The 20,318-nt window shown below is 69.0% G+C and carries 15 protein-coding genes and 1 pseudogene; 7 read left to right on the top strand and 9 right to left on the bottom strand.

Features of this window, described 5'->3' with window-relative positions; translation table 11 throughout:
- The first annotated feature begins 31 nt into the window (after positions 1-31).
- Both DR843_RS02155 and DR843_RS02150 read left to right on the top strand, forming a co-directional pair.
- The gene (locus DR843_RS02155; RefSeq protein WP_109683893.1) at positions 32-907 is read left to right on the top strand and encodes a hypothetical protein; all 876 of its coding nucleotides are present in this window, start codon (positions 32-34) and stop codon (positions 905-907) included.
- Positions 908-917: 10 nt separating this feature from the next.
- The gene (locus DR843_RS02150) at positions 918-2,237 is read left to right on the top strand and encodes an ABC1 kinase family protein (protein ID WP_109683892.1); all 1,320 of its coding nucleotides are present in this window, start codon (positions 918-920) and stop codon (positions 2,235-2,237) included.
- Between the two features lie 210 nt (positions 2,238-2,447).
- On the opposite strand, the gene DR843_RS02145 is transcribed toward DR843_RS02150, so the two are convergent.
- From DR843_RS02145 to nudC, 4 genes and pseudogenes are all read right to left on the bottom strand, one after another.
- The gene (locus DR843_RS02145) at positions 2,448-2,840 is read right to left on the bottom strand and encodes a WhiB family transcriptional regulator (protein WP_425451535.1); all 393 of its coding nucleotides are present in this window, start codon (positions 2,838-2,840) and stop codon (positions 2,448-2,450) included.
- Positions 2,841-2,936: 96 nt separating this feature from the next.
- Positions 2,937-3,161: a hypothetical protein gene (locus DR843_RS02140; RefSeq protein ID WP_109683891.1), complete on the bottom strand. Its 225-nt coding sequence runs from the start codon at positions 3,159-3,161 to the stop codon at positions 2,937-2,939.
- A 142-nt stretch (positions 3,162-3,303) separates the two neighbouring features.
- A pseudogene (locus tag DR843_RS02135) lies at positions 3,304-5,417 on the bottom strand (ATP-dependent DNA helicase UvrD2).
- The gene (gene nudC / locus DR843_RS02130) at positions 5,411-6,322 is read right to left on the bottom strand and encodes an NAD(+) diphosphatase (RefSeq protein WP_109683890.1); all 912 of its coding nucleotides are present in this window, start codon (positions 6,320-6,322) and stop codon (positions 5,411-5,413) included. Before nudC ends, DR843_RS02135 begins: the two are co-directional and overlap by 7 nt.
- A 50-nt stretch (positions 6,323-6,372) precedes the next feature.
- On the opposite strand from nudC, the gene DR843_RS02125 reads away from it, so the two are divergent.
- The gene (locus DR843_RS02125) at positions 6,373-7,647 is read left to right on the top strand and encodes a phosphotransferase (RefSeq protein ID WP_170119720.1); all 1,275 of its coding nucleotides are present in this window, start codon (positions 6,373-6,375) and stop codon (positions 7,645-7,647) included.
- A gap of 26 nt (positions 7,648-7,673) precedes the next feature.
- Here the strand turns inward: DR843_RS02125 and DR843_RS02120 are convergent, their stop codons facing one another.
- Complete coding sequence (locus tag DR843_RS02120; RefSeq protein ID WP_170119719.1) at positions 7,674-9,344, bottom strand: HNH endonuclease signature motif containing protein; 1,671 nt, start codon at positions 9,342-9,344, stop codon at positions 7,674-7,676.
- Between the two features lie 364 nt (positions 9,345-9,708).
- Between DR843_RS02120 and DR843_RS02115 the strand changes: the two genes are divergently transcribed.
- Both DR843_RS02115 and DR843_RS02110 read left to right on the top strand, forming a co-directional pair.
- Positions 9,709-10,383, top strand: coding sequence for a hypothetical protein (locus DR843_RS02115; RefSeq protein WP_109683887.1), 675 nt, complete (start codon positions 9,709-9,711; stop codon positions 10,381-10,383).
- A gap of 190 nt (positions 10,384-10,573) precedes the next feature.
- Complete coding sequence (locus tag DR843_RS02110; protein WP_109683886.1) at positions 10,574-11,341, top strand: metallophosphoesterase family protein; 768 nt, start codon at positions 10,574-10,576, stop codon at positions 11,339-11,341.
- On the opposite strand, the gene DR843_RS02105 is transcribed toward DR843_RS02110, so the two are convergent.
- Genes DR843_RS02105 through moeB form a run of 4 tightly spaced genes read right to left on the bottom strand, consistent with a single transcriptional unit; the run spans position 11,336 to position 19,257 of the window.
- On the bottom strand, positions 11,336-14,695 hold the full coding sequence (locus DR843_RS02105) for an ATP-dependent helicase (RefSeq protein ID WP_245933944.1): 3,360 nt from the start codon (positions 14,693-14,695) through the stop codon (positions 11,336-11,338). The two genes, DR843_RS02110 and DR843_RS02105, sit on opposite strands and share 6 nt — an antisense overlap.
- Positions 14,692-17,847: a UrvD/REP family ATP-dependent DNA helicase gene (locus DR843_RS02100; RefSeq protein ID WP_170119718.1), complete on the bottom strand. Its 3,156-nt coding sequence runs from the start codon at positions 17,845-17,847 to the stop codon at positions 14,692-14,694. Before DR843_RS02100 ends, DR843_RS02105 begins: the two co-directional genes overlap by 4 nt.
- Positions 17,848-17,888: 41 nt before the next feature.
- The gene (locus DR843_RS02095; protein WP_109683884.1) at positions 17,889-18,191 is read right to left on the bottom strand and encodes an MGMT family protein; all 303 of its coding nucleotides are present in this window, start codon (positions 18,189-18,191) and stop codon (positions 17,889-17,891) included.
- Entirely contained in the window at positions 18,184-19,257 is a 1,074-nt protein-coding gene (gene moeB / locus DR843_RS02090; RefSeq protein WP_245933943.1) for a molybdopterin-synthase adenylyltransferase MoeB, read from the bottom strand. Before moeB ends, DR843_RS02095 begins: the two co-directional genes overlap by 8 nt.
- Positions 19,258-19,341: 84 nt before the next feature.
- On the opposite strand from moeB, the gene DR843_RS02085 reads away from it, so the two are divergent.
- Positions 19,342-19,989 carry a TetR/AcrR family transcriptional regulator gene (locus DR843_RS02085; protein WP_245933942.1) on the top strand — a complete coding sequence of 216 codons (648 nt, stop codon included), beginning with the start codon at positions 19,342-19,344 and terminating at the stop codon, positions 19,987-19,989.
- A 77-nt stretch (positions 19,990-20,066) separates the two neighbouring features.
- A complete protein-coding gene (locus DR843_RS02080) occupies positions 20,067-20,288 on the top strand; it encodes a DUF3107 domain-containing protein (RefSeq protein WP_109683881.1) in 222 nt (73 codons plus the stop codon).
- Positions 20,289-20,318: the final 30 nt, after the last annotated feature.

Here is a 20,318-nt window from a genome sequence, read left to right as displayed (position 1 = left end):
CGTGCGCCGCCACCCGTGGCAGGGTCCCGCTATGACGCAACCGCCGCCCTCGGAGCACCCTCTGCAGTTGCCGGCCGACCTGATCACCGACCCGGACGGGGTCCGCGGCGTGCGTTTCGGGGTCGGCGGCGCCCGGATGGTCGACGTCACGGGTCTGACCCGCGCTGAGGCCGAAGCCGTGAGCCGGCTCGGCGCCCTCACCCACGCGCAATGGTCAACCGCCCACACCACCCGACCGGTGGGTCAACGCTGGCCGCAGGTGGTGCAGGCTCTCGAGGTCGCCACGCGAGAAGTGACCGCGGACGACCCGACCGGCCAACAGGTCGTGGCGTTGGACGGTGGTGGCCGCCTGCCGGATGCGGTCGGTGAGGTGCTGCCGGTAGGGATCGCCACCGTGCGGGATCCCTGGCAGATCGCGGCCCTGGCCAGCAGCACCAGCACCGCCCCGGATCTGGTGGTTCTGTTCGGATCGCGGGCGGTCGCGCCGCACCGGTACCGGCCCTGGCAACGGCTCGGCGTACCTCATCTGCCTGTTGTCGTCGGTCCGCGGCGGCTGCACCTTGGCCCGGTCGCCGGGACGGGTGAGGTCTGCTTGCGGTGCGTCGACCTGCGCCGCACGGATCGTGACCCGGCGTGGCCGCAGATCGTGGCCGCCGCGAGCGCGGCGGATCCGGGCAATCTGCCGGACGTACTACCGGCGGACCTGCTGGCGATCGGCAGCGGCGCCGCGGCATTGATCATCCGCGCAGTCCTTGCTCCCACCGGTTTTCCGGCGGGACTCAGCGTCTCGGTGTCGGATGCGGGACCGTGGCTGCTGTATCACCACTGGCCGCGACACCCCGCCTGTGGTTGCGCCGCCCCACCCTTGGTGGAGCCCGCGTCAACGCAACTGCGGGAAGCTGGGTGACAATGGGCGCATGGCTCGTGTCCCGCGTAATTCGGTGAGCCGGACCGCGCGTCTGGCCACCTTGCCCATCGGGTACGGCGCACGGCAGACGATCGGTCTTGGCAAGCGGGTGGGCGGCGCGTCGGCCGAGGCGGTGACCGCACAGATCCAGGAGCAGACCGCGGCCCAGATCTTCAAGGTGCTGGGCACCCTCAAGGGCGGCGCGATGAAGGTCGGGCAGTCGATGTCCGTCTTCGAAGCGGCGCTCCCGGAGGAACTCGTCGGGCCCTACCGCACCGCGCTGACCAAACTGCAGGATGCCGCCCCGGCGATGCCGGTGAAGCTGGTGCACAAACAACTGACCGAACAGCTCGGGTCCCGCTGGCGCAGCTATCTGCGCGACTTCGACGACACCCCGGTCGCGGCCGCGTCGATCGGGCAGGTGCATCGCGCGGTGTGGAAGGACGGCCGGCCGGTCGCCGTCAAGATCCAGTACCCCGGCGCGGGTGAGGCGCTGCTGAGCGACATCGCGCAACTGTCCCGGGTGATGCGGCTGACCACCTCCTGGGTACCGGGGTTGGAGTTGCGACCGCTGCTGGAGGAGATCCGGGAGCGGATGCGCGAGGAACTGGACTACACGTTGGAGGCGACGATGCAGCGGCAGTTCGCCGCGGCGTACGCCGATGATGAGTGGTACGCCGTGCCGAACGTTCTCGCCGACACCCCGGGGGTCATCGTCAGCGAGTGGATCGAGGGCATCCCGCTGTCCCGGATCATCGCCGAGGGCACGAACGAGCAGCGGGATCTGGCGGCTTCGCTCTATCTGGAGTTCTTGGTTGCTGCGCCGGGACGAGCTGGACTGCTGCATGCCGATCCGCACCCGGGCAATTTCCGGTTGTTGCCGGACGGGCGTCTCGGGGTCCTGGATTTCGGCGCGGTCAACCGGCTGCCGGAGGGGATGCCGGCGGCGATGGGTCATCTCCTGACGGCTGCCGTGGACGCAGACGCCGACGAACTGCTGGCCGGTCTGCGTGCGGAGGGGTTCGTGCGCGAGAGCATCGACGTCGCTCCGGAGGCGGTGCTGGACTATCTGTCGGTTTTCGTGGAACCGCTGCAGGACAACGCATTCCAGTTCAACCGCGAGTGGCTGCGGTCGGTCTTCAACCGGATCAACGACCCCCGCAGTCCGAACTTCTCAGTGGGGATCAAGTTGAATCTGCCGCCGGCCTACCTGCTGATCCATCGGGCGTGGCTGGGCGGCATCGCGGTGCTGTGCCAGATCAACGGGGTGGCGCCGGTGCGCGAGATCATCAACGACTACTTGCCGGGGTCAGACCTGCCACCGGTCTGAGGCAGTACAGAACACGAGGTGCGAATCCCATGACGGATTCGCACCTCGTGTTTTCTACGGCCGTTGCGCCGCTCGACGGCGACGGCTGACGCGTGGTGGTCGACGGGGTACCTCCCCGCGGCCGCTGCGCGACTGTCGGACTCGGACTATCTCGACTTGCGAGTGCTGAAACATGCTGGAACTCCTGGAAAGTCATGGCTACTTGTTGATTCAGGCGGCGACCGCGTCCTTGCGCGGACGGCCCCGGGGCCGTTTGCGCGCGACGATGGCGCCGGAGACGAACAGCTCTCCGCCCCACACGCCCCACGGCTCGGCCCGCTCGATGGCTCCGGCGAGGCAGGCCTGCTGCAGCGGGCACTGCAGGCACATCGCCTTGGCACGCTCGACGTCGGCCGGGCTCTCGGCGAACCACAGTTCGGGGTTCTGCTGCTGACACGGCAACGCTGAGTCGTCGCCGGCGGGGGCAATCTGGTCGATGAGGTCGATCAACGTCATCGGGGCCACCTCCTTCATCTCCTGCGCGGCCGGTGCCCCGGTCGGGGCGCCGGTGTTGCTGCCACTGCCTGGTGCGGCGGTGGTTGCTCGGGGATCTGTCGTGAACATCGGGTGTGTTCCTGGTTCGGTTCGGTGGTCACGGCATACAAAGAGGCCGCGGACCCTGGCTGGGTTCCGCGGCCTGGAGGTGGCTGATCCTGGGACTTAGGTCAGGATCAGCTCCACGGACGCGGAACGAATGACACGGGTGGTGAAGAACGGGGCATCGGCGATGGACCGGCCGCACACCTCGTCACGCACACGCACCACTCCGGTCGCGGGGACACCGCTACGGCTGCCATCGAGGAAGGACTCAGGGGTCGTCGACAGGGCATAGCGGGACGTCGCGGCAGCGCGGTGCGTGCGCGTCATCAGCTTGTTGATCTCCATGTTTCGACCCTCCTTCGACTCTCGGTTGCGGCCCGTCGCGCGCATAGTGCGCGTCCCGGATGACTTTGTCGAGAGTAGTGCGACCGCTGCGAAGGCGGCAACTTATTTATTCAAGAATTTTTCGCGGCACGTCTTGAAACGGCTATTCCGTTGCAGCAGAGTGCTTTTCGGTCACCTCGGCCGGATCGTCCCCATCCAGTACGGCGAGCACCGCCGCGCCGTACATCCGCAGTTTGCGGTCGCCCACCCCGCTGATTTTGGCCAGGGAGTCCAGGTCGGCGGGCATGTCCTGGGCTATCGCGATCAGCGTGGCATCGGTGAAGACGATGTACGCCGGTTTGCCGTCTGCGGCCAACGAACGCCAGCTACGCAGCCGCTCGAACAGCGCTTCGTCGTAGGTGGGCGGGCACGCTGCACATCGGCCGATCTTGCGTTGGGCGGCCACCGTCAGCGCTGCTCCGCACGATCGGCAGCGGGTGGCGGCGCGGGCGCCGGCCTTGCGCGGGCGGTCCTTGGCCTTCGGTTGCACGGGTTGATCGGCGACGCCCTCGAGAGCGCCGGCCGTGCCGTAGAGGAACCGGGAGCGGGACCGCGAGGGGGCACCGCCGGGGTTACGGGCCAGGGCGTAGCTGAGCAGCAGGTGCCGCCGTGCCCGGGTCACGCCGACGTAGGCCAGCCGTCGCTCCTCGGCGACCTCCTCCGGCCCCTCGGCCATCGACAGCGGAAGCATGCCGTCGCTGCAGCCGACGATGACGACCGCATCCCACTCCAGACCCTTGGCGGCGTGCAGCGACGCGAGCGTGACGCCCTGCACCGTCGGTGGGTGCTGCTCCCCGCGCGCCGGTCGAGTTCGGCGACGAACTCGCGCAGCCGTGCTTCGGGTTGCTCGACGATGAAGTCGCCACTCAACTGGGCCAGTGCGTCCAACGACTGCCACCGCTCGAGGGCGGCACCACCGGTCGGTCGCACGGTGGTCAGGCCGGCTCCGGCGAGAGCGTCACGAACGACTTCCGGCAGCGGTCGCTCGAGGTTGTCCGAGCGGACGGCGCCGCGCAGCAGGACCAGCGCGCGGCGTACCTCATCACGGTTGAAGAAGCGCTCGCCGCCGCGCACCAGGAAGGGGATGTCAGCGTCGCTCAGCGCCTGCTCGATGGGTTCGCTCTGGGCGTTGATGCGGTAGAGGACCGCAATCTGGCTGGCCGGAACTCCTTGCCCCAGAAGACCTTTGATCTCCTGGGCGATGCCGGCAGCCTCGGCGGGGTCGTCGGGGTAGGTGAGCAGCCGCGGCAGCGGACCGTCGCTGGACTGGGCGTGTAACTCCACGTGCTCCTGCCCGCGGCCGATCACCCGGTTGGCCAGGGTCACGATCTGTGGGGTGGAGCGGTAGTTGCGTTGGAGGCGCACCACGGCGGCGCCCGGGTGGCGCTTGGTGAACTCCAGCAGGTGCCGTGGACTGGCGCCCGTGAAGGAGTAGATCGTCTGGGCGGGGTCGCCGACCACGCACAGGTCCTCGCGGCCACCGAGCCATTGGTGCAGCAACTCCTGCTGGACGGTGTTGACGTCCTGGTACTCGTCGACGACGAAGTGGCGGTACTGGTCGTGCACCTCGCGGGCGACGTCCTCGCGCTCGGCCAGGATGCCGTTCATCAGCAGCAGGACGTCCTCGAAGTCGATCGCGACCCGTTCGGTCTTGACCTCCTCGTAGGTGCGCCACAGGCGGGCCATGGCGGTCGCGTCCAGGTCGGCGACCTGCCGGCCCGCGCGGGCTGCGGAGGCCGGGTAGGCGTCGGCGGTCAGCATGTTGACCTTGCCCCACTCGATCTCCGCTGCGGCGTCCCGCAGCCCGACGCGGTCCAGTTGCAGCCGCACCCGGGAGGCGGCCTCGGCGACCACGGGGGCTTTGTGCGACAGCACCTGCGGGGGTGCGCCGCCGACGACCCGCGGCCAGAAGTACTGCAACTGCCGCAGCGCCGCTGCGTGGAAGGTGCGGGCCTGCATGGTGGGCAGTCCTAGTCCGCGCAGCCGGGTGCGCATCTCGCCGGCGGCGCGCGCGGTGAAGGTCAACGCGAGGACCTTGTCGGCGCGCAACTCCCCCGCCGCCACGCCGTACGCCAAGCGGTGGGTGATCGCGCGGGTCTTGCCGGTGCCCGCGCCGGCGAGCACGCACATGGCCCCCAGGGGGCGGCTGGCCACCTCGCGTTGCTCCGGGTCCAGGTCGGCCAGGAGGGCGTCGGGGCTGAGGGCGGCGCTCACCATCGGGTCGCCACAGGCAGGGGGCCGCCGTACCAGTGCTCGATCAGGTGCCGGGCGATGGACAACCGAGGGGGTACGCCGATGCGCTCGGCTCGCAGGTCATCGGTGAGTTCGTCGCGGGTGAACCAACGCGCTGCGACGATCTCGTGCGGGTCGGTGTCCAGCGCCGGTGCGTCGGTGTAGGCGACGTAACCGATCATCAGCGAGGCCGGGAACGGCCACGGCTGATCGCCCAGGTACTGCGCATCGCGCACGCTCACGCCGACCTCCTCCTGAACCTCGCGCGCCACGGCGGCAGCGAGGGATTCACCGGGCTCTACGAAACCAGCCAGCACCGACATCCTCGGAATTTCCCCCTCACGGGTGCCGAACCGGGTGCCCTGCGCCAGCAGCAGGCGATCGTCGGGGTCGATGACGGACATGATCACGGCTGGGTCGGTGCGGGGGTAGTGGTGATGCTCTTCGGCGGCGCATTGACGTGCCCAGCCGGCCTCGACGGGAACCGTGGGGCTCCCGTCCTGGGGGCAGAACCCCTGGGTCGCATGCCAGTTGGCGATCCCGGCGGCTGTGGCCAGGATGCTGCGCTGTTCGTCGTCCAGGGTCTCACCGACCGTGCGCAGATCGGCTACCGGCACATCGTCGCCAGCGCGTTCGGGATGTACGACGAGCAACGCCGGGCCGTCGTGCATGGCACCGAGGAAGATCGACAGGGCCTGCTGATCGGCACTGCGGGGCGACCGGAAGGCCAAGGTGCCGTCGGGGCGGACAGGGGCCCGACCGGCGTACCAGTCGAGCACGTTGGTGTCCGGGTCGGCCAGGAGGCGGGGTAACAGATCCACTTCCCGGCGGTCGTTGGCCCGGCGGTCGACACCGGGCCGGTTGAGCAACAGATCGAATTTCGGCGGCATCCCGGGCACGTTCCCAGGTTATAGAGGTGCCTGCGCCTACCGTGGTGGGCGTGCCTCGTCCCGCCAGCCACCTCGCCGCCCTCGCCGATGCCGCAGTCCCTGGATTGCGGCCCGTCGGATACGCAGCCGCGCCCGATAGTCCTGGCGATCCGTTCCAGACCGCGCACGTCACCGGGCGTGACGACAAGCAGTGGACGGTGCGGGTGGCCCTCTCGGCGGGCACCGGTGCTGCGATGGAGCAGTCCGACCAGCTGCTGCGGCTGTTGGCCCGGCGGCTGCCGTTCGCCGTACCGCACATCGAAGGATCGCTGACCACCGACGACGGTTGTTTCGTCGCGGTCATTCCACGCCTGCCGGGGGCGCCCGCGCTGTGGCGGGATCTGGAACCGGACTCGCAGCACGCGCGTGCCGTCGGTCGGGCGATCGCCGACATCCACAGCCTTGACCCGCGGTTGATTGACGAAGCCGGTCTGCCGTCGTACGACGCGGACGCCTACCGGGCACGCAGACTGGCGGCGCTGGACCGGGCGGCCGAGACCGGCCTGGTGCCAACCGGCCTCCTCGCACGCTGGGAGCGGGCACTGGAGGAGGTCAGTCTCTGGAAGTTCGCGACCCGGGTCACCCATGGCCCGGTGGAGGCGGCCCACGTCTTCTACGACGAAGACGGTGTCGCGGCAATCACCGGATGGGAAGACGCGGCGCTGAGCGACCCGGCGGTGGACTTCGCACCGTTGTGGGCTCTGGCGGACCCGCGCACCTTCGACACCGTGTTGGAGACGTACGCCGCGAACACACCGGACAGCGCTGACCTGCACCTCGAGCGTCGAATCCAGTTGGTGGCCGAACTGCAGCGCATCACCGCTTTGATGGATGCCGTCAACAGTGGGGACCAGGCTCTGATCGACCGGCGCACGGCCGCTCTGCGCCGGCTCGACGAGGCCACGCAGGACGACCTGAGCCTGCTACCGCCGGAGGTAGTGGGGCAGCGACTGAGCGTGGTTGCCGGCGACTACGCGGCAGCACAACCAGTGGATCCGACCCAGATCGAGGTGGTCGAGTCAGCCGATTACCCCGCCGAGGACGAGACCGTCGAGATCCCGCTGTCGGGTCCGGCCGGTCCGGCGGCGGCGGCTGAGACGATCCTGAGCCAGCCAACCGACGACGATCCGACGTCCACTGTCGACCCGGCCGCCGACTCGTCCGCTGTCGACTCGTCCGCTGTCGACTCGTCCGAGCCAGGTCCGACGCTGAGGTACGACGACGCCATGTACGACGAGGGCGACACGCAACCGGTCCCCCAGCGCCCGCGCGCCAGCAACGAGTAACCAGACTCAAGACCCCTGGCTGCTGTTCAGTTGCCGGGGTTCGTTTCGTAGGTGTAGCCGGCGGGGCTGGTCCAGGTGCAGACACCCTCGGGCGTCATGGTGACGTGCCAGCCGCCTTCGTGTTTGGCGCGGTGGTGGTGTCGGCATAGGCATTGCAGGTTGTCCGCGGCGGTGTTGCCGTCGGGGTAGCGGATGACGTGGTCGATGTCGGACAGGGTGGCGGGTCGGGTGCAGCCGGGGAACCGGCAGTGCTGGTCCCTGGCCCGCACGAATCGGGCCAGTCGGGCGCCGGGCCGGTACGACCGGTCCGCGGTTTCGATCACGGTCCCGGTGGTCGCGTCCGTCAACGCCCGAGTCAGCTTCACCCCCAACACTTGCGTCAACTCGGTGATCACGGCGGCGGGGATGATCCCGACCCGAGGCAGGAACACGTCCTCGATCCCAGCCACGTGTCTGGCGTGGCCTGTCGGGGGCGACATCATCGGGTCCACCTCGGGCGGCCCGGACTGTGGTGGCGTCGTGTCTGGTGGCGTCGTGTCTGGTGGCCCGGTGTCGGGCGGGTCCTGACCGACCGACTCCCTGCGTGCGCGTGCTTCGGCGTTGAGGTCTTCGAGTTCTTCGGCGATCAGGGCGCGTAGTTCTTCATCGAGTTGATCGAGCCCGTTGATCGGGGTCAGGCCATCTTCGTGCCAGTCGTAGTCCACTGACGCCTCATCGAACCCGTCGACCAGGTCATCCCAGTCCGGTTCCTCACACAACAACTCCTGCGCCGGTGCCGTTTCAGGAGCGGTGACGGGCACAGCGACGGGGATGGTGAATGTCAGCTGGGTGTCTACCCCGACCCCGGTCAAGACCAGGTCGGTCAGGGCATCGACCCGGCACTGCGGCAACGTCTTACCGGTGGTGGTGACCTGGTGCAGTTCCCGGGCCAACTCATCGACCGCCGCCATCAGTTTCGCCGCTTCCAGGGTGGGTAGGACCGCGGTCAGCTGGGACAGGCCGGGTTCGTGATGCGGGGACACCCACACCCCCACCTGTGAGCGGCGCCGTGCCTGGGCGGCCCGGTCAGCACCGGCCGGGTCCAGCCGGGCCCGTAACCGGCGCGCTTTCGCCCGCAACCGCACCGCCGTCATCGTTTCGGGGTCGTCGGCCAGGATCCGGTCCTCGATTTGGCGGGCGACGTGGTCGGGGGCTTCGGTGGTGACCTGCGCGACCGCGCAGGCTTTACCCGGGTCCAAGGTCCCGGACCCGACCCGGTCCACCAACCGCGGACACCGCTCAAGGGTGTCCAGGGCTTCACCGAGGCGGGTGTTGCTGTGCCGGTCCGACCAGCCCAGGCGGGTTCCGGTTTCCAGGGCGAACCATTCATCCACGAACGAGCCCGGGTCGTGGCGGATCACCCGGTGGATCAGCAACGGATACGCGCCCTCGATGGGGTTCGGGTCATCGCGGTGCTCGATCGCCGCCGCCTGCGTCAACCGGTGGGACTGGATCGCCCAGGCACTGTTCTGCACGTGCTGCGCGGCGACAATGTCGCCCATCAAGTCTTCCTCGGACAACCCCGCATAGTCACCCGCCACCCGGGCGTACGCGGCCTGCAACAACCCCGCCGCCGCGCCCAACAACTCCGCCACCGACGCGTCCGCACCCACCGGTGACAGGGTCACCGAGGTCGGAGTTGTAGCGGTCAAGGACATACCCCGATTGTACTGGTGTACGAACCCCGAAAACAGATATACACAACCCAAAATTCGTGGAATTGACACCGCGTGGCCGCGTCGCCGCGTGCCAATATTCGTCCATGACGACTGCAAGTTCAGAGGAAGCTGGCGACGCGAGTCGTCCGTGGCAGTCATTGTCGACAGGCTTCGAGCAGGCCCGGTCGCGTGAAGATTCTCTCGATCGATTGGTCGAGTGGCCGGCCGAGCGTGCTCTGCTGGGCGATGTAACCGGGCTGGCTGTCCCGGGTGTGGCTGGCCGCGGCAAGGACTCTACTTCCACCCTGCGCTTCAGGCTCGGCGCAGCCTGAAGACATAGCCAGACCGACCTACCCTGGCCAGCATGAAGCGGGACAAAGTGCCGATTCTCATTGAGGCGTCCGAGTACGAGGGGCAGCCGGCGATTGTCGTCGCCTGCAGCCAGCTCGGTTCGCGCTACACGCCCGCGCGGGCCAAGAAGATCGTTGAAGAGTGGATCGAGCTCCTCGGTGGGCCAATGCCCCTGGTCGACTTGGAGTTCACGACTCGAACACCGAAGCGAGTCTTCGCGGCTCTCTCAGGCCAACCTCAGCTGACCCGCCTCGCTGTCAAGTGGGGCGACTACGCGGACCTGAGACCGATCGCGGCGATGACCCAGCTGCGCAGCCTCGAACTTCGCGGCGCCTCAGCAGTCACGGACCTGCGCCCGCTGATGGGTCTCGACAGGCTAGAGGTGCTCGCCGTGGAAGGATTCCGGTCGATTGCAGAACCCTCGCCGCTTGTAAGCCTGCACGGCCTTCGTGAACTCGAGCTTGGCGGTGACTGGATGACGCCGCGCAACGGGCATATCGCGACCATCGGTTTCATGCGCGAGCTGCGACATCTTGAGGAGCTGCTGCTGCACACCCTGATCGTCGACGACCTCGACTACGGCCCTTTACTAGAGCTGCCGAGCCTTCGTGCCGTCCGGGTGATGAAGGTGCGCGGCATGCGACCGAATCACGACGAACTTCGCCGGCGCCTTCCCTGGAAGGCATGACTAGCGGACCAGTGGCGCCGAGCATCGGTTCACGAGACCTTCGCACATGTTCCGAACGGTGCTCTTGCCTTGGGCCAGCCGGTCCATACGCTCGGCTTCGGTACTTCGCGACACAGTTCTCGCGCTGCGCTGGCAGCGAAACCCGGTCGGTCAACACCCGGGATCCCATCATCAGCGTCATCGTGGAGTCATGGTCGCCACCGTTGCCGTGCTCTCCGATGTCCACGGCGTACTGCCTGCCCTCGACCGCGTGCTGCAGGAACCCGAGGTTGTCAGCGCCGACCTGACCGTCGTCACCGGCGACCACATCTGGGGTCCACAGCCCGCGGAGACACTCGATCGGCTCACCGCGCTCGGCGAGCGTGCGGTCCTTGTACGCGGGAACGCCGACCGGGAACTCTTGCAGATGTCCCGTGGGGAAGACATCGGCCTCGGCGAGGATCCGCTATCTGTCTGGGGCGCAACGCAACTCAGTCCCCACCACCAAACGTTGCTCGCCAACATGCCGGAGCACGTCACCCTCGATATCGAAGGATTCGGTCCGGTCCTCTTCTGTCACGCGACGCCCCGCAACGACGAGGAAGTCGTTCTGGTTGACACCCGGCTGGACCGGTGGACCGAGGTGCTGCACGACGTACCTGACGAGGTCGACACGATCGTGTGCGGCCACACCCACATGCCCTACCTTCGCATCGCGGACGGCCGCTTGATCGTCAACCCCGGCAGCGTCGGACTGCCGTACGGTCGCCCCGGTGCTCACTGGACGCTGCTCGCGAACGGTGCCGTCACGATGCGCCGGACCCTGATCGATCCCGACGAACTCATCGCCGCAGTCACCGCCGGCTCGTCGATGCCCGGAATCGCCGAGTGGGCCGAGGAGAATCTGCGCCATCCTGCCTCCGACGCGGAGGCACTGGCCGCCTTCGGCCCGCGGGACGGCCGCGACGCGCACCTATGAGGCGACCACCCCCGCCAGCAGTTGCTCGATCGCATCGTCCGGCGGTAGATCCGGATAGACGGTGGTCCCCGTTGCCGCGTAATAGAACGCCGCCGCCACCGTGGCCGGGTCCAGTCCGCGGAGCCGGGCATAGGCCAGCCGGTACGCCGCGAGTTGGAGTGCCCGGGTAGCCGCCTCCTGGCCGTGTGGCTGGCTGCCGGTCTTCCAGTCCACGATCACCACCCCGCTTGGGGACCCACCGTCCGTGACCGCCGCTGGGAACACCGCGTCGATGCGCCCACGAATACTCGCGGCGCCGATCCACGTCTCGACCGGCACTTCGATCTCCAGCGGTTGCCGGTCCGCCCACTCCGACGCCAGGAAGGTCTCCTTCAACTCGGCCAGATCCGCGAAGTGATCGGCGTCGTCGTCATCGGCACCAGGGAGTTGGTCGACATCAACCAATGCCGCCGACTGGTAGTGCTTCTCGATCCAGGCGTGGAACGCGGTGCCCTGGCGGGCCGCCGGCTGTGGGCGTACGGGCATCGGCCGGCGCAGTGCACGAGCGAATTCCTCCGGATCACGCGCCAGAGCGACGATCTGCGATGCGGACAGATGGCTGGGCAACGCGACCGATGTCGAGCTGTCCGAACCAGTGCGGTCGCGCTCCGCCAACAACGCGGTCAGGTCATCGCGCAGTTGGGGCGACAGCGAACTGGACCATTCCTCCCACGACGGGTGGTCCTGGTCAAGCCGTTGCCGCATCAGGTCCACCTGAGCGGCCGTGGCCCGCAAAGCTTCGATGGACGGCGAATCCACCTGTGGCGGAGGCCAACTCGCGCTGGGCGGCTGCTCCAACAACGGATTCTCGGCGTCTTCCGGCGGGAGTTCCTCCCAGTGCAGGATCCGGCCGCCCGGGACATCGCCCCCGTCGATCAGGTCACGGGCCTCCAGCAGGAACCGCGATGGCAGCCGGGGTTTCTTCGCTGTCCCCCACACCGAACTGGTCAGGAAAAGGGTGTGCTTCGCGCGGGTCACCGCCACGTACGCCAGGCGCCGCTCCGCGGCCAGCTCGTGCGCGCCGTACGCCAGTTTGAACTCGCCCAGTTGATCCCTGAGGTCCGTGTAGGTGTCGACCTCGGCCCAGTTCAGGACCGGCAATCCGGTCGCGTCGCCACGCAGATCGAACGGAATCCGCACCCCGCTGGTCCAGCCGGCATCGGTGGTCGCCCACGTCCCCGGGTCATGCGGCACGGCGTCTTTGCCGACCGCCCAACCGGCCCATTCCGGGCTCCACGTGGTGGCCCCGCAGTGCGCGGGGAAGACACCCTCCGACAGGCCAGCAACCGCAACGTCGTCCCACTCCAGACCCTTGGCGGCATGGATGGTCAGGACCTGCACAACCCCTGGAGCTGCCTGCACCACGGGTGCGTCCAGACCGTCCTCCTCCGACTCGGCGGCCTCCAACCACTCCAGGAAACTGCCGAGCGTCGCCCGGCCGGCCGACCCGGCGTACCGCGCGGCAACGTCGAGGAAGGCATCGAGCGCGGCCCCGCCACTGCCCGTGTCGTATTCGGGTCGGGCAGCCACTTCGACGTCGAGCCCGAGGCTGTGGATCGCCTCCACCGCCAGGTCGCCCAGCGGCAGGTTGTTCAGCCGGCGCAATCGCCGGACGACCTGAGCCAAGCGATGCAACCGTGCCAGGCCCTCGGCGCTCAGGCTCTCCCCGGAGGGCCCGACCCAGTCCGCGGCGGGCAGCTGCTCCAGGGTTTCCACGATGCTGGCCCGCTCCGCCGTGTCCGGCGCGAGATCACCGCCGGCAGGGGCCCGAGGGGTCAACTGGCGAGACCAGACACCAAGGGCGTCGAGGTCGGCCGCGCCGAGGCGTAGTGCAGAGCCGGACAGCAACCGCATCAACCGATCGCCGCGAGACGGGTCATGCACCGTCCAGAGCAAGCTGACGACGTCACCGACCTCGGCCACCGTGAGCAGACCACCGACACCGACCAGTTCGTAGGGCACCCCGGCGGCCTCGAGTGCCGCCGCGACCGGCACGAAGAGAGACCGTTTGCGACACAGCACGGCAGCGGACATGGCCGAGGGGTCCGGCAGGTCCCGTCGACGCTGCTTCAACCATTCCGCGATCTGCGCGGCCTCCGCGTCCAAGGTTGCGAAGCGGCCGATGATCACTTCGCCATCACCAGCGGTGGGGCCGGCCGACAACTGTGCGACATCGAGATCTCCTTGCACCGCAAGGGGTTTGGCGATCCGGTTCGCGACCGTGAGGATGCTGCGATCGTTGCGCCAACTGATACTCAGCTGCGCCTGAGCGGCAGGTACGGGTGCCTCGGGGCCCGGGCCGGCGAAGCGACGCGGGAAGTCGTCCAGCGTGCGTGCACTGGCCCCGCGCCAGCCGTAGATCGACTGGTGCGGGTCGCCCACCGCAGTCACGACGACCGGCTCGTCGGCGGTGACCCAGAGCGACTCGAGCAGGCGCATCTGAGCCTCACTGGTGTCCTGGAACTCGTCCAGCAGGACGGCCCGGTAGCGGGACCGCTCGGCCCGACCCAACTGTGGGAAGCGCATCGCCAACGTCGCGGCGATCGCCACTTGATCGCCGTAGTCCATCGCAACCCGCTCATGTTTGGCCCGCTGGTAGGCGGTCACCACTGGCAACAACTGCCGCAACTTGGCCGACTGTGCATCCAAACCGCCCGGAACCTTGCTCATCCGGCCTTTGGCCAAGGTAAGGAGGTGACTCTCGAGGTCTTCCAGGTAGGTCTCCATCTCATCGATCGGCAGCAAGTGCTCCGCCAACTCCCCCGACAGCGTGATGACTGCCTGGGTCACCGTCGCCGGGGCCAGTTCCACCGCGTCCATGGGCCCGTCGTAGGACTGCACCACCTGACTGGCTAGCTGCCAGGCGGCCGCCTCGGACAGCAGTTCCGTGTCGGGTTCGATGCCCAGCCGAAGCCCCTGCTCACCGACCAGGCGCGCGGCGTACGAGTGATAGGTCTGGACGGTGGGCGCGGCCAGCGCTGAGGCCACATCGTCCTGCACGACGGCCGGCAGCAACCCGGCGACGTCCAGTCGTCGTAGCCTCAGCTGCAGCCGGTGACCCAGCTCGGCGGCCGCCTTGCGGGTGAAGGTCAGTCCCAGCACTTCATCCGGGGTCACGTGCCGATTGGCGACCAGCCACAGCACCCGCATCGCCATCGTCTCGGTCTTGCCCGACCCGGCCCCGGCGACCACAACCAGCGGAGCCAACGGGTCCGCCTCGATGATGCGTTCCTGCTCCGCAGTGGGCGGCGGTGACGCGAGCGCCTCAGCGATCTGGCGCGCCCGCACCGGTCGCACAGCAGCTTGAACCGTCACAGCATCCGTCCTCGGTCGCGCAGCGGGCAACTGGACTGCACGTCGCAGATGTTGCACATCGACCCGGCCGTGGCGACGAACTCACGGTCAGCCATCTGCTCGGCCAGTTCGGCGATCCGGGTGTGTGCCCATTGCGGATCTTCCTGAGCCTCCAACGGCGATTGGACCTGGACCTTGGCCTCGGGTTTCGTGCCGGCGGCTTTGCCGAGTTGGACCAGTGCGGCACCCGCGGGTTGCTGCCCGGGCACACCCTCGAAGCCACCTTCGGCCACGGCTGCCTGGTAGGCCCCCAGTTGGAGGTGCTCGACCACCTCGGCTTGCGACACCGGCGTCCTACCGGTCTTGAAGTCGATCACCCGGACACCGTCCGGAGTCTCCTCCAGACGGTCAACCCGCCCCCGCAAGTCCGCTCGTCCGATCGTCACCTCAAAAGGCACTTCGGCACCGAGCACCGTTGTCCCTGGACCGGTGTGCTTGGTGAGGTATTGGTCCGCGCGGGTCAGCATCAGCTCAGCCAGCTGCCGTTGGGCGCGTTGGTTCCAGCCATGCGGCAGCCCGAGGGTCGACCACCGCTCGTCCAGCGCACGCACCATGGCGCTGAGTCCCTCGTCCCCGCGGGTTTCGATGATGTCGTGGATCAGCGTGCCCAGGCTCGCTGCGCCCCCGGTGTCGTGCTCGCCGCCGCTGTTGACGAGGAACCACCGCAGCGCGCAGGTGGAAAAGCTGCTGAGGGTGGATGGCGACACGCGCACCGGGAGGGGTGATGGTCGCCGCGGTAGATCGACCGATCGATTGCGCAGTGGCCACCACTGCTGCGGATCCGCACCTCGCACGCCCTCTTCGGCCAGCCAGGCCAACGCCATCGCCGCCGTCTGCGGTGCTTCCCCCGCGGCCACCGAGCGACGCAGGGCGGCAACGACACCGGCCAACGACATCGGCCGCGGAACCGGTGCGTAAGGCCGGTCTTCCAAGAGCGGGAACTCATCGATCAGATCCAGGAACGCCGAAGGCTGCTCTTCGTCGTTGTCGACTGCCGTGACGATCAACCGGTGCGAGGCGCGACTGACAGCGACCAGGAACTGACGGGTCTCGTCGTAGCGAACCGCCATCGCCGCGGCCTGGGCCGATCGCCCGCGACCGGTCACCACATCGACCAGGTCCGTGGAGCCGAGCAGCGAACCGCGCAGCCGCAGATCGGGCCAGACACTCTCCTGCACACCCGCCACCACGACCAGCGGCCAACTGCGCCCCGCCGCGGCCTGCGCAGTCACCAGCGCAACCTGGTCGCCATCGGGGGCGGCCTTGACCAACCGGTCACCAGGCACGTCCTGCCCGCGCAGGTGCTCCGCGAAGGCCCCCGCGGGCGCGGCCGGCAAGCGGTCCTGGAACAGTGCCGCCGCCGAGAACAACGCCACCATCGCGTCGAGATCCCGGTCCGCCCGCGTCCCGGCGGGGCCACCGGCGAACGCGTCGCGCTCCCACTCCTGCGCCAGGCCGCTGGCCGCCCACATTGCCCACAGCACGTCCTCGGCCGAGGCGGACGCGCCCTCCACCGCGAGCGCCGCCCGACCCGCGTCCAACACCGCCCGCACCCGGCGTACCGGGTCGGCGACGACCGGAAGCTCCACCGTCAGCTCCTGCTGCGAGAGCGTCGCCGCGACCAGCAATTCGTCGCTGGTGCGCGAGCCGCCGTCGGCCAGCTCGGCCTGCCGCAACGCCCGGCGCAGCCGGCGCAGCACCAGAGCATCAGCGCTGCCGAGGGCCGAACTGAGCAGATCCACCGCCAGCCCGGGCAGCTCATCGGCGGGCGGCGCGTCCCCGGCGATCAGCTCGAGAGCCTGCAGGAACGGGCGGACGGCGGGCTCGTCACGCAGCGGCAGCGTGGCAGCGGCCGTCGCCACCGGCACACCGGCAACACTCAACGATCGGCGCAGCGCGGTCGCCCGCGCCTGCCCGCGCACGATGACCGCCATCTCACCCCAGGGCAGCCCGGTCAGCAGGTGCGCCTGGCGCAAGGTGGCCGCGATGCCGCCGGACTCCGCGGCGACCGAGCGGTACACCTCGACCGTGGCCGTCGAGTCGTCGTCGGCTGCCCGGGCCTCCCGGTGCCGGACGCTGCCCACCGAACCGATCCGCGAACTGACCCGGGCGCTCACCTCACGCAGCGTTGATCCTTGCCGGTACGACGTGCCAAGGCTCAGTGCCTCCCCCGCCCCCCAGCGGCTCGCCAGAGCGAACGCCACCGCGGGATCGGCGCCCCGGAAACCCTGCACGGTGGCATCAGGGTCGGCCAGCAGCACGGTCCGTGCGACCGGCCCCGCTGCGGCAGCCAGCAATCGAGCGCCGGCCGGGGACAGCTCCTGCGCGTCGTCGATCACGATCACCGCAAGCCGGTCATGCAGGCGCTGGCGTGCTGCCGCATCCTCGATGAGCAGGTCCGTTGCAGCGCCCAGGATCCATGACGGGTCGAACCCGCCCGGCGCTGACAACGCAGTGACCTGGTCGTACTCGTCGAGCACCTGCGCGGCAGCAACCCACTCCGGACGGTCGTGCTCGCGGCCGAGCTGCGCCAGATCGGCTGCGCTCAAACCCGATTCGACCGCACGCATCAACAGGTCCCGCAACTCGTTGCGGAAGCCGCGGGTCCCCAACGCCTCGCGCACCGAGTCCGGCCAGTCCGGTCCGACCGGGTCACCCGCGGCGTGACCGGCCAGCAGATCCCGCAGCACAACGTCCTGCTCCGGTCCGCTGAGCAACCGAGGCGGTGGATCGCCGCGCAACGCCGCCTCCGCTCGCAGGATGCCCCACGCGAAGGCCTGCATGGTGCGGGCCAGCGGCTCGGTGCTGGTCCCCTGCAACCGGGTCGTGACCTGATCGCGCAGGCTGGCGGCCATGGTCCGGCTCGGCGCCAGCAGGACGCAGTGATCGGCCGGAACCCCAGCCCGCACCGCTCGCACGACCGCCTCGACGGCCGCCGTCGACTTGCCGGTGCCCGGTGCCCCCAACACCAGCAGAGCCCGGCCCGCTGCGCGCCCGGCGGCGAAGGAAACGGCGGCCTCCTGGACGGGATCCAACGACGGACCGGACGACACCGTCACAGCGGGTGCCAGCAACTGCACCTGCGGCTGGGTGCCCCCCTCCTGCGTTCTCACCGGTTCATCCCACCATCCCCCACTGACAACCTCGGCTGAATCTACGTCGGGCAGTGCCGCGCACGCGACATGTCGACCCGAAAACCACCGGCCACCAACGCGGTTCGCTCCGATGCGAAGTGTTCCAGCGCGCGTTCTTCGTGCCCCGCTGCCGGCCGCCCATCGGCCCGGACGACGCGCCACCAAGGCATCAGCGCGCCGTACGTCGACATCACGTTGCCCACCCGTCGCGGTCCCACGCCCACCAGCGCACCGATCTGTCCGTAACTCATCACCCGACCCGGCGGGATGGCCTCGACAACGTCGAGCACGGCCTCCACCACCGGCGGCAGGGGGTCAGCCATGGGCCGCCAGCCACGCGGCGTACCCACCCTCGAGCGAGCGGGCGGGGATCCCCAGATCCGCCAGCGCACGTACGCCGATCGCTGACCGGGTGCCGCCCTGGCAGTAGACGATCCACGGCTGAGTGGTCGTCAGCTCGGCAGGCACACCATCGGCCAACAACGAGTCCAGCGGCAGGTGCACCGACGACGGCAGGTGCCCCGCGGCGTACTCCTCGTCGGTGCGCACATCCAGCAGGACCCCGTCGTGATCGGCCAACTCGGCCAGGCTCGCCAACGGCACCTCGTCGTCCACGCTGGGGCTCCACGGCACGTCCGGGACGTCGCCACAGACCGGGCAGGACGGGTCTCGCCGCACCGGCAGCGCCGACCAGTCGGCCCGCAGCGCGTCATAACACTGCACGCGACCCAGCAGCGGCTGCCCGATACCCAACAGGATCTTCAGCGTTTCCAACGCCTGCACCGAACCCACCACGCCGGGCAGCGCGCCGAGCACCCCGGCCTCGGCGCACGTCGCCACCGTCCCTGGTGCGGGAGCGGCCGGGAAGATGCAGCGGTAGCACGGGCCACGGCCGGCCCAGAAGACACCGACCTGCCCGGCGAACCGGTCGATCGCCGCCCAGATCATCGGGATGCCGAGCGCGACGGCGGCGTCGTTGGTCGCGTAGCGCGCGTCGAAGGAATCACTGGCGTCGACGACCACATCGTGACCGGCGAGCAGGTCGCGAGCGTTCTGCGGATCGATGGCCACCGAGTGCGTGCGCACGGTGGCCGCGGAGTTCAACGCCAGGAGGGCCGCAGCGGCCGACTCGGTCTTGGCCAACCCCACCGAGGACTCGTCGTGCACCAACTGCCGATGCAGATTGCTGAGCTCGACCACATCGGGGTCGATCACCGTCAACTGCCCGACACCACCGGCTGCGAGGTAGCTCAGCACCGGTGAACCCAGGCCGCCGGCCCCCACCACCGCGACCCGGGCGGCGCCGAGCCGATCCTGGCCGGCCACTCCCACACCGGGCAGGCGCAGTTGGCGGGCATACCGTGCACGGTCCGGCGCGACGTGGATCACACCTGTCAGCATAGGATCGCAGGGATGTCACCAGGGTCGGCCGGTCTCTCCGGAGTGGACCCCGACCGATCGCTAGGAGTCAGAGTGCAGGAGCCGGGGCGTTCCGGACGGTTGCCGAGGTCGGCCCGTCGGGCGCAGTTGCTGGAGGCGGCGCAGGCCGTCTTCGTCGAATCGGGCTATCACGCCGCCGCCATGGACGAGATCGCCGAGCGGGCCAAGGTCAGCAAACCAGTGCTCTACCAGCACTTTCCGGGCAAGTTGGATCTCTACCTCGCGCTGATCGACCAACACACCGACGAAGTGATCACGCTGGTCCGGGCCGCTCTGGCCTCGACCACCGACAACCCCACGCGGTTCGCCGCCGCCGTCGCGGCGTTCTTCGAATTCGTCGATCGCCAGGACGCGGCCTTCCGGCTGGTCTTCGAGTCAGACCTGATCAACGAACCCGCCGTGGCCCACCAGGTGCAGCGGATCAGCACCGAGTGCTCAGCCGCGATCGCGGAAGTCATCGCCGAGGACACGGGCTTGTCGGCTGAGCAGTCCCAACTGCTCGGCGTGGCGCTGGTGGGAATGTCCCAGGTCGTAGCGCGTTATTGGGTACAACGCGGCGGCAGCATTCCACGCGACGAAGCCGTCTCCCTGGTGGCGACACTGGGCTGGCGGGGTCTGGCCGACTTCCCCAAGGTGGGCGAGGAGTTCGACACCGTTGGGTCGGAGGCCACTGCCGGCTGACTGCGTGGCACGCTGTCGCCAGGGGCGTGGTTCCCGCCGTGCCCGCAGCAGTCACCCCGAGTCGAAGGAGCAATCCCGTGGAGATCCGCATCGGCGTCCAGGACGTCGCCCGCGAAGTCGTTGTCGAGTCCGAACTGACCGGCGTTGAAGTACGCCAACTGGTGGAGGAAGCGATCGCTGGCCCGACCACCCTCAGCCTGACCGATGAGCACGGCCACACCGTGCTCATCCCGGGCGCCAAGATCGGGTACGTCGACATCGGCGCCGAGGCACGCGGCCGGGTCGGATTCGGCGGCTGACCCCACCGGAGCACTGACTGCCCGCCGTCC

Origin of the sequence: Branchiibius hedensis (genome assembly GCF_900108585.1) — a bacterium.
Lineage (GTDB): Bacteria > Actinomycetota > Actinomycetes > Actinomycetales > Dermatophilaceae > Branchiibius > Branchiibius hedensis.
The sequence above is the reverse complement of the archived record's forward strand: the minus strand, read 5'-3'. Positions and strand labels throughout refer to the sequence as shown.

Excerpts from the sequence above, each read along its gene's own strand:
- DR843_RS02155 (WP_109683893.1), top strand. The coding sequence starts at position 32 with ATGACGCAACCGCCGCCCTCGGAGCACCCTCTGCAGTTGCCGGCCGAC.
- DR843_RS02150 (WP_109683892.1), top strand. The coding sequence starts at position 918 with ATGGCTCGTGTCCCGCGTAATTCGGTGAGCCGGACCGCGCGTCTGGCC.
- DR843_RS02145 (WP_425451535.1), bottom strand. The coding sequence starts at position 2,840 with ATGTTCACGACAGATCCCCGAGCAACCACCGCCGCACCAGGCAGTGGC.
- DR843_RS02140 (WP_109683891.1), bottom strand. The coding sequence starts at position 3,161 with ATGGAGATCAACAAGCTGATGACGCGCACGCACCGCGCTGCCGCGACG.
- nudC (WP_109683890.1), bottom strand. The coding sequence starts at position 6,322 with ATGCCGCCGAAATTCGATCTGTTGCTCAACCGGCCCGGTGTCGACCGC.
- DR843_RS02120 (WP_170119719.1), bottom strand. The coding sequence starts at position 9,344 with ATGTCCTTGACCGCTACAACTCCGACCTCGGTGACCCTGTCACCGGTG.
- DR843_RS02115 (WP_109683887.1), top strand. The coding sequence starts at position 9,709 with ATGAAGCGGGACAAAGTGCCGATTCTCATTGAGGCGTCCGAGTACGAG.
- DR843_RS02110 (WP_109683886.1), top strand. The coding sequence starts at position 10,574 with ATGGTCGCCACCGTTGCCGTGCTCTCCGATGTCCACGGCGTACTGCCT.
- DR843_RS02095 (WP_109683884.1), bottom strand. The coding sequence starts at position 18,191 with ATGGCTGACCCCCTGCCGCCGGTGGTGGAGGCCGTGCTCGACGTTGTC.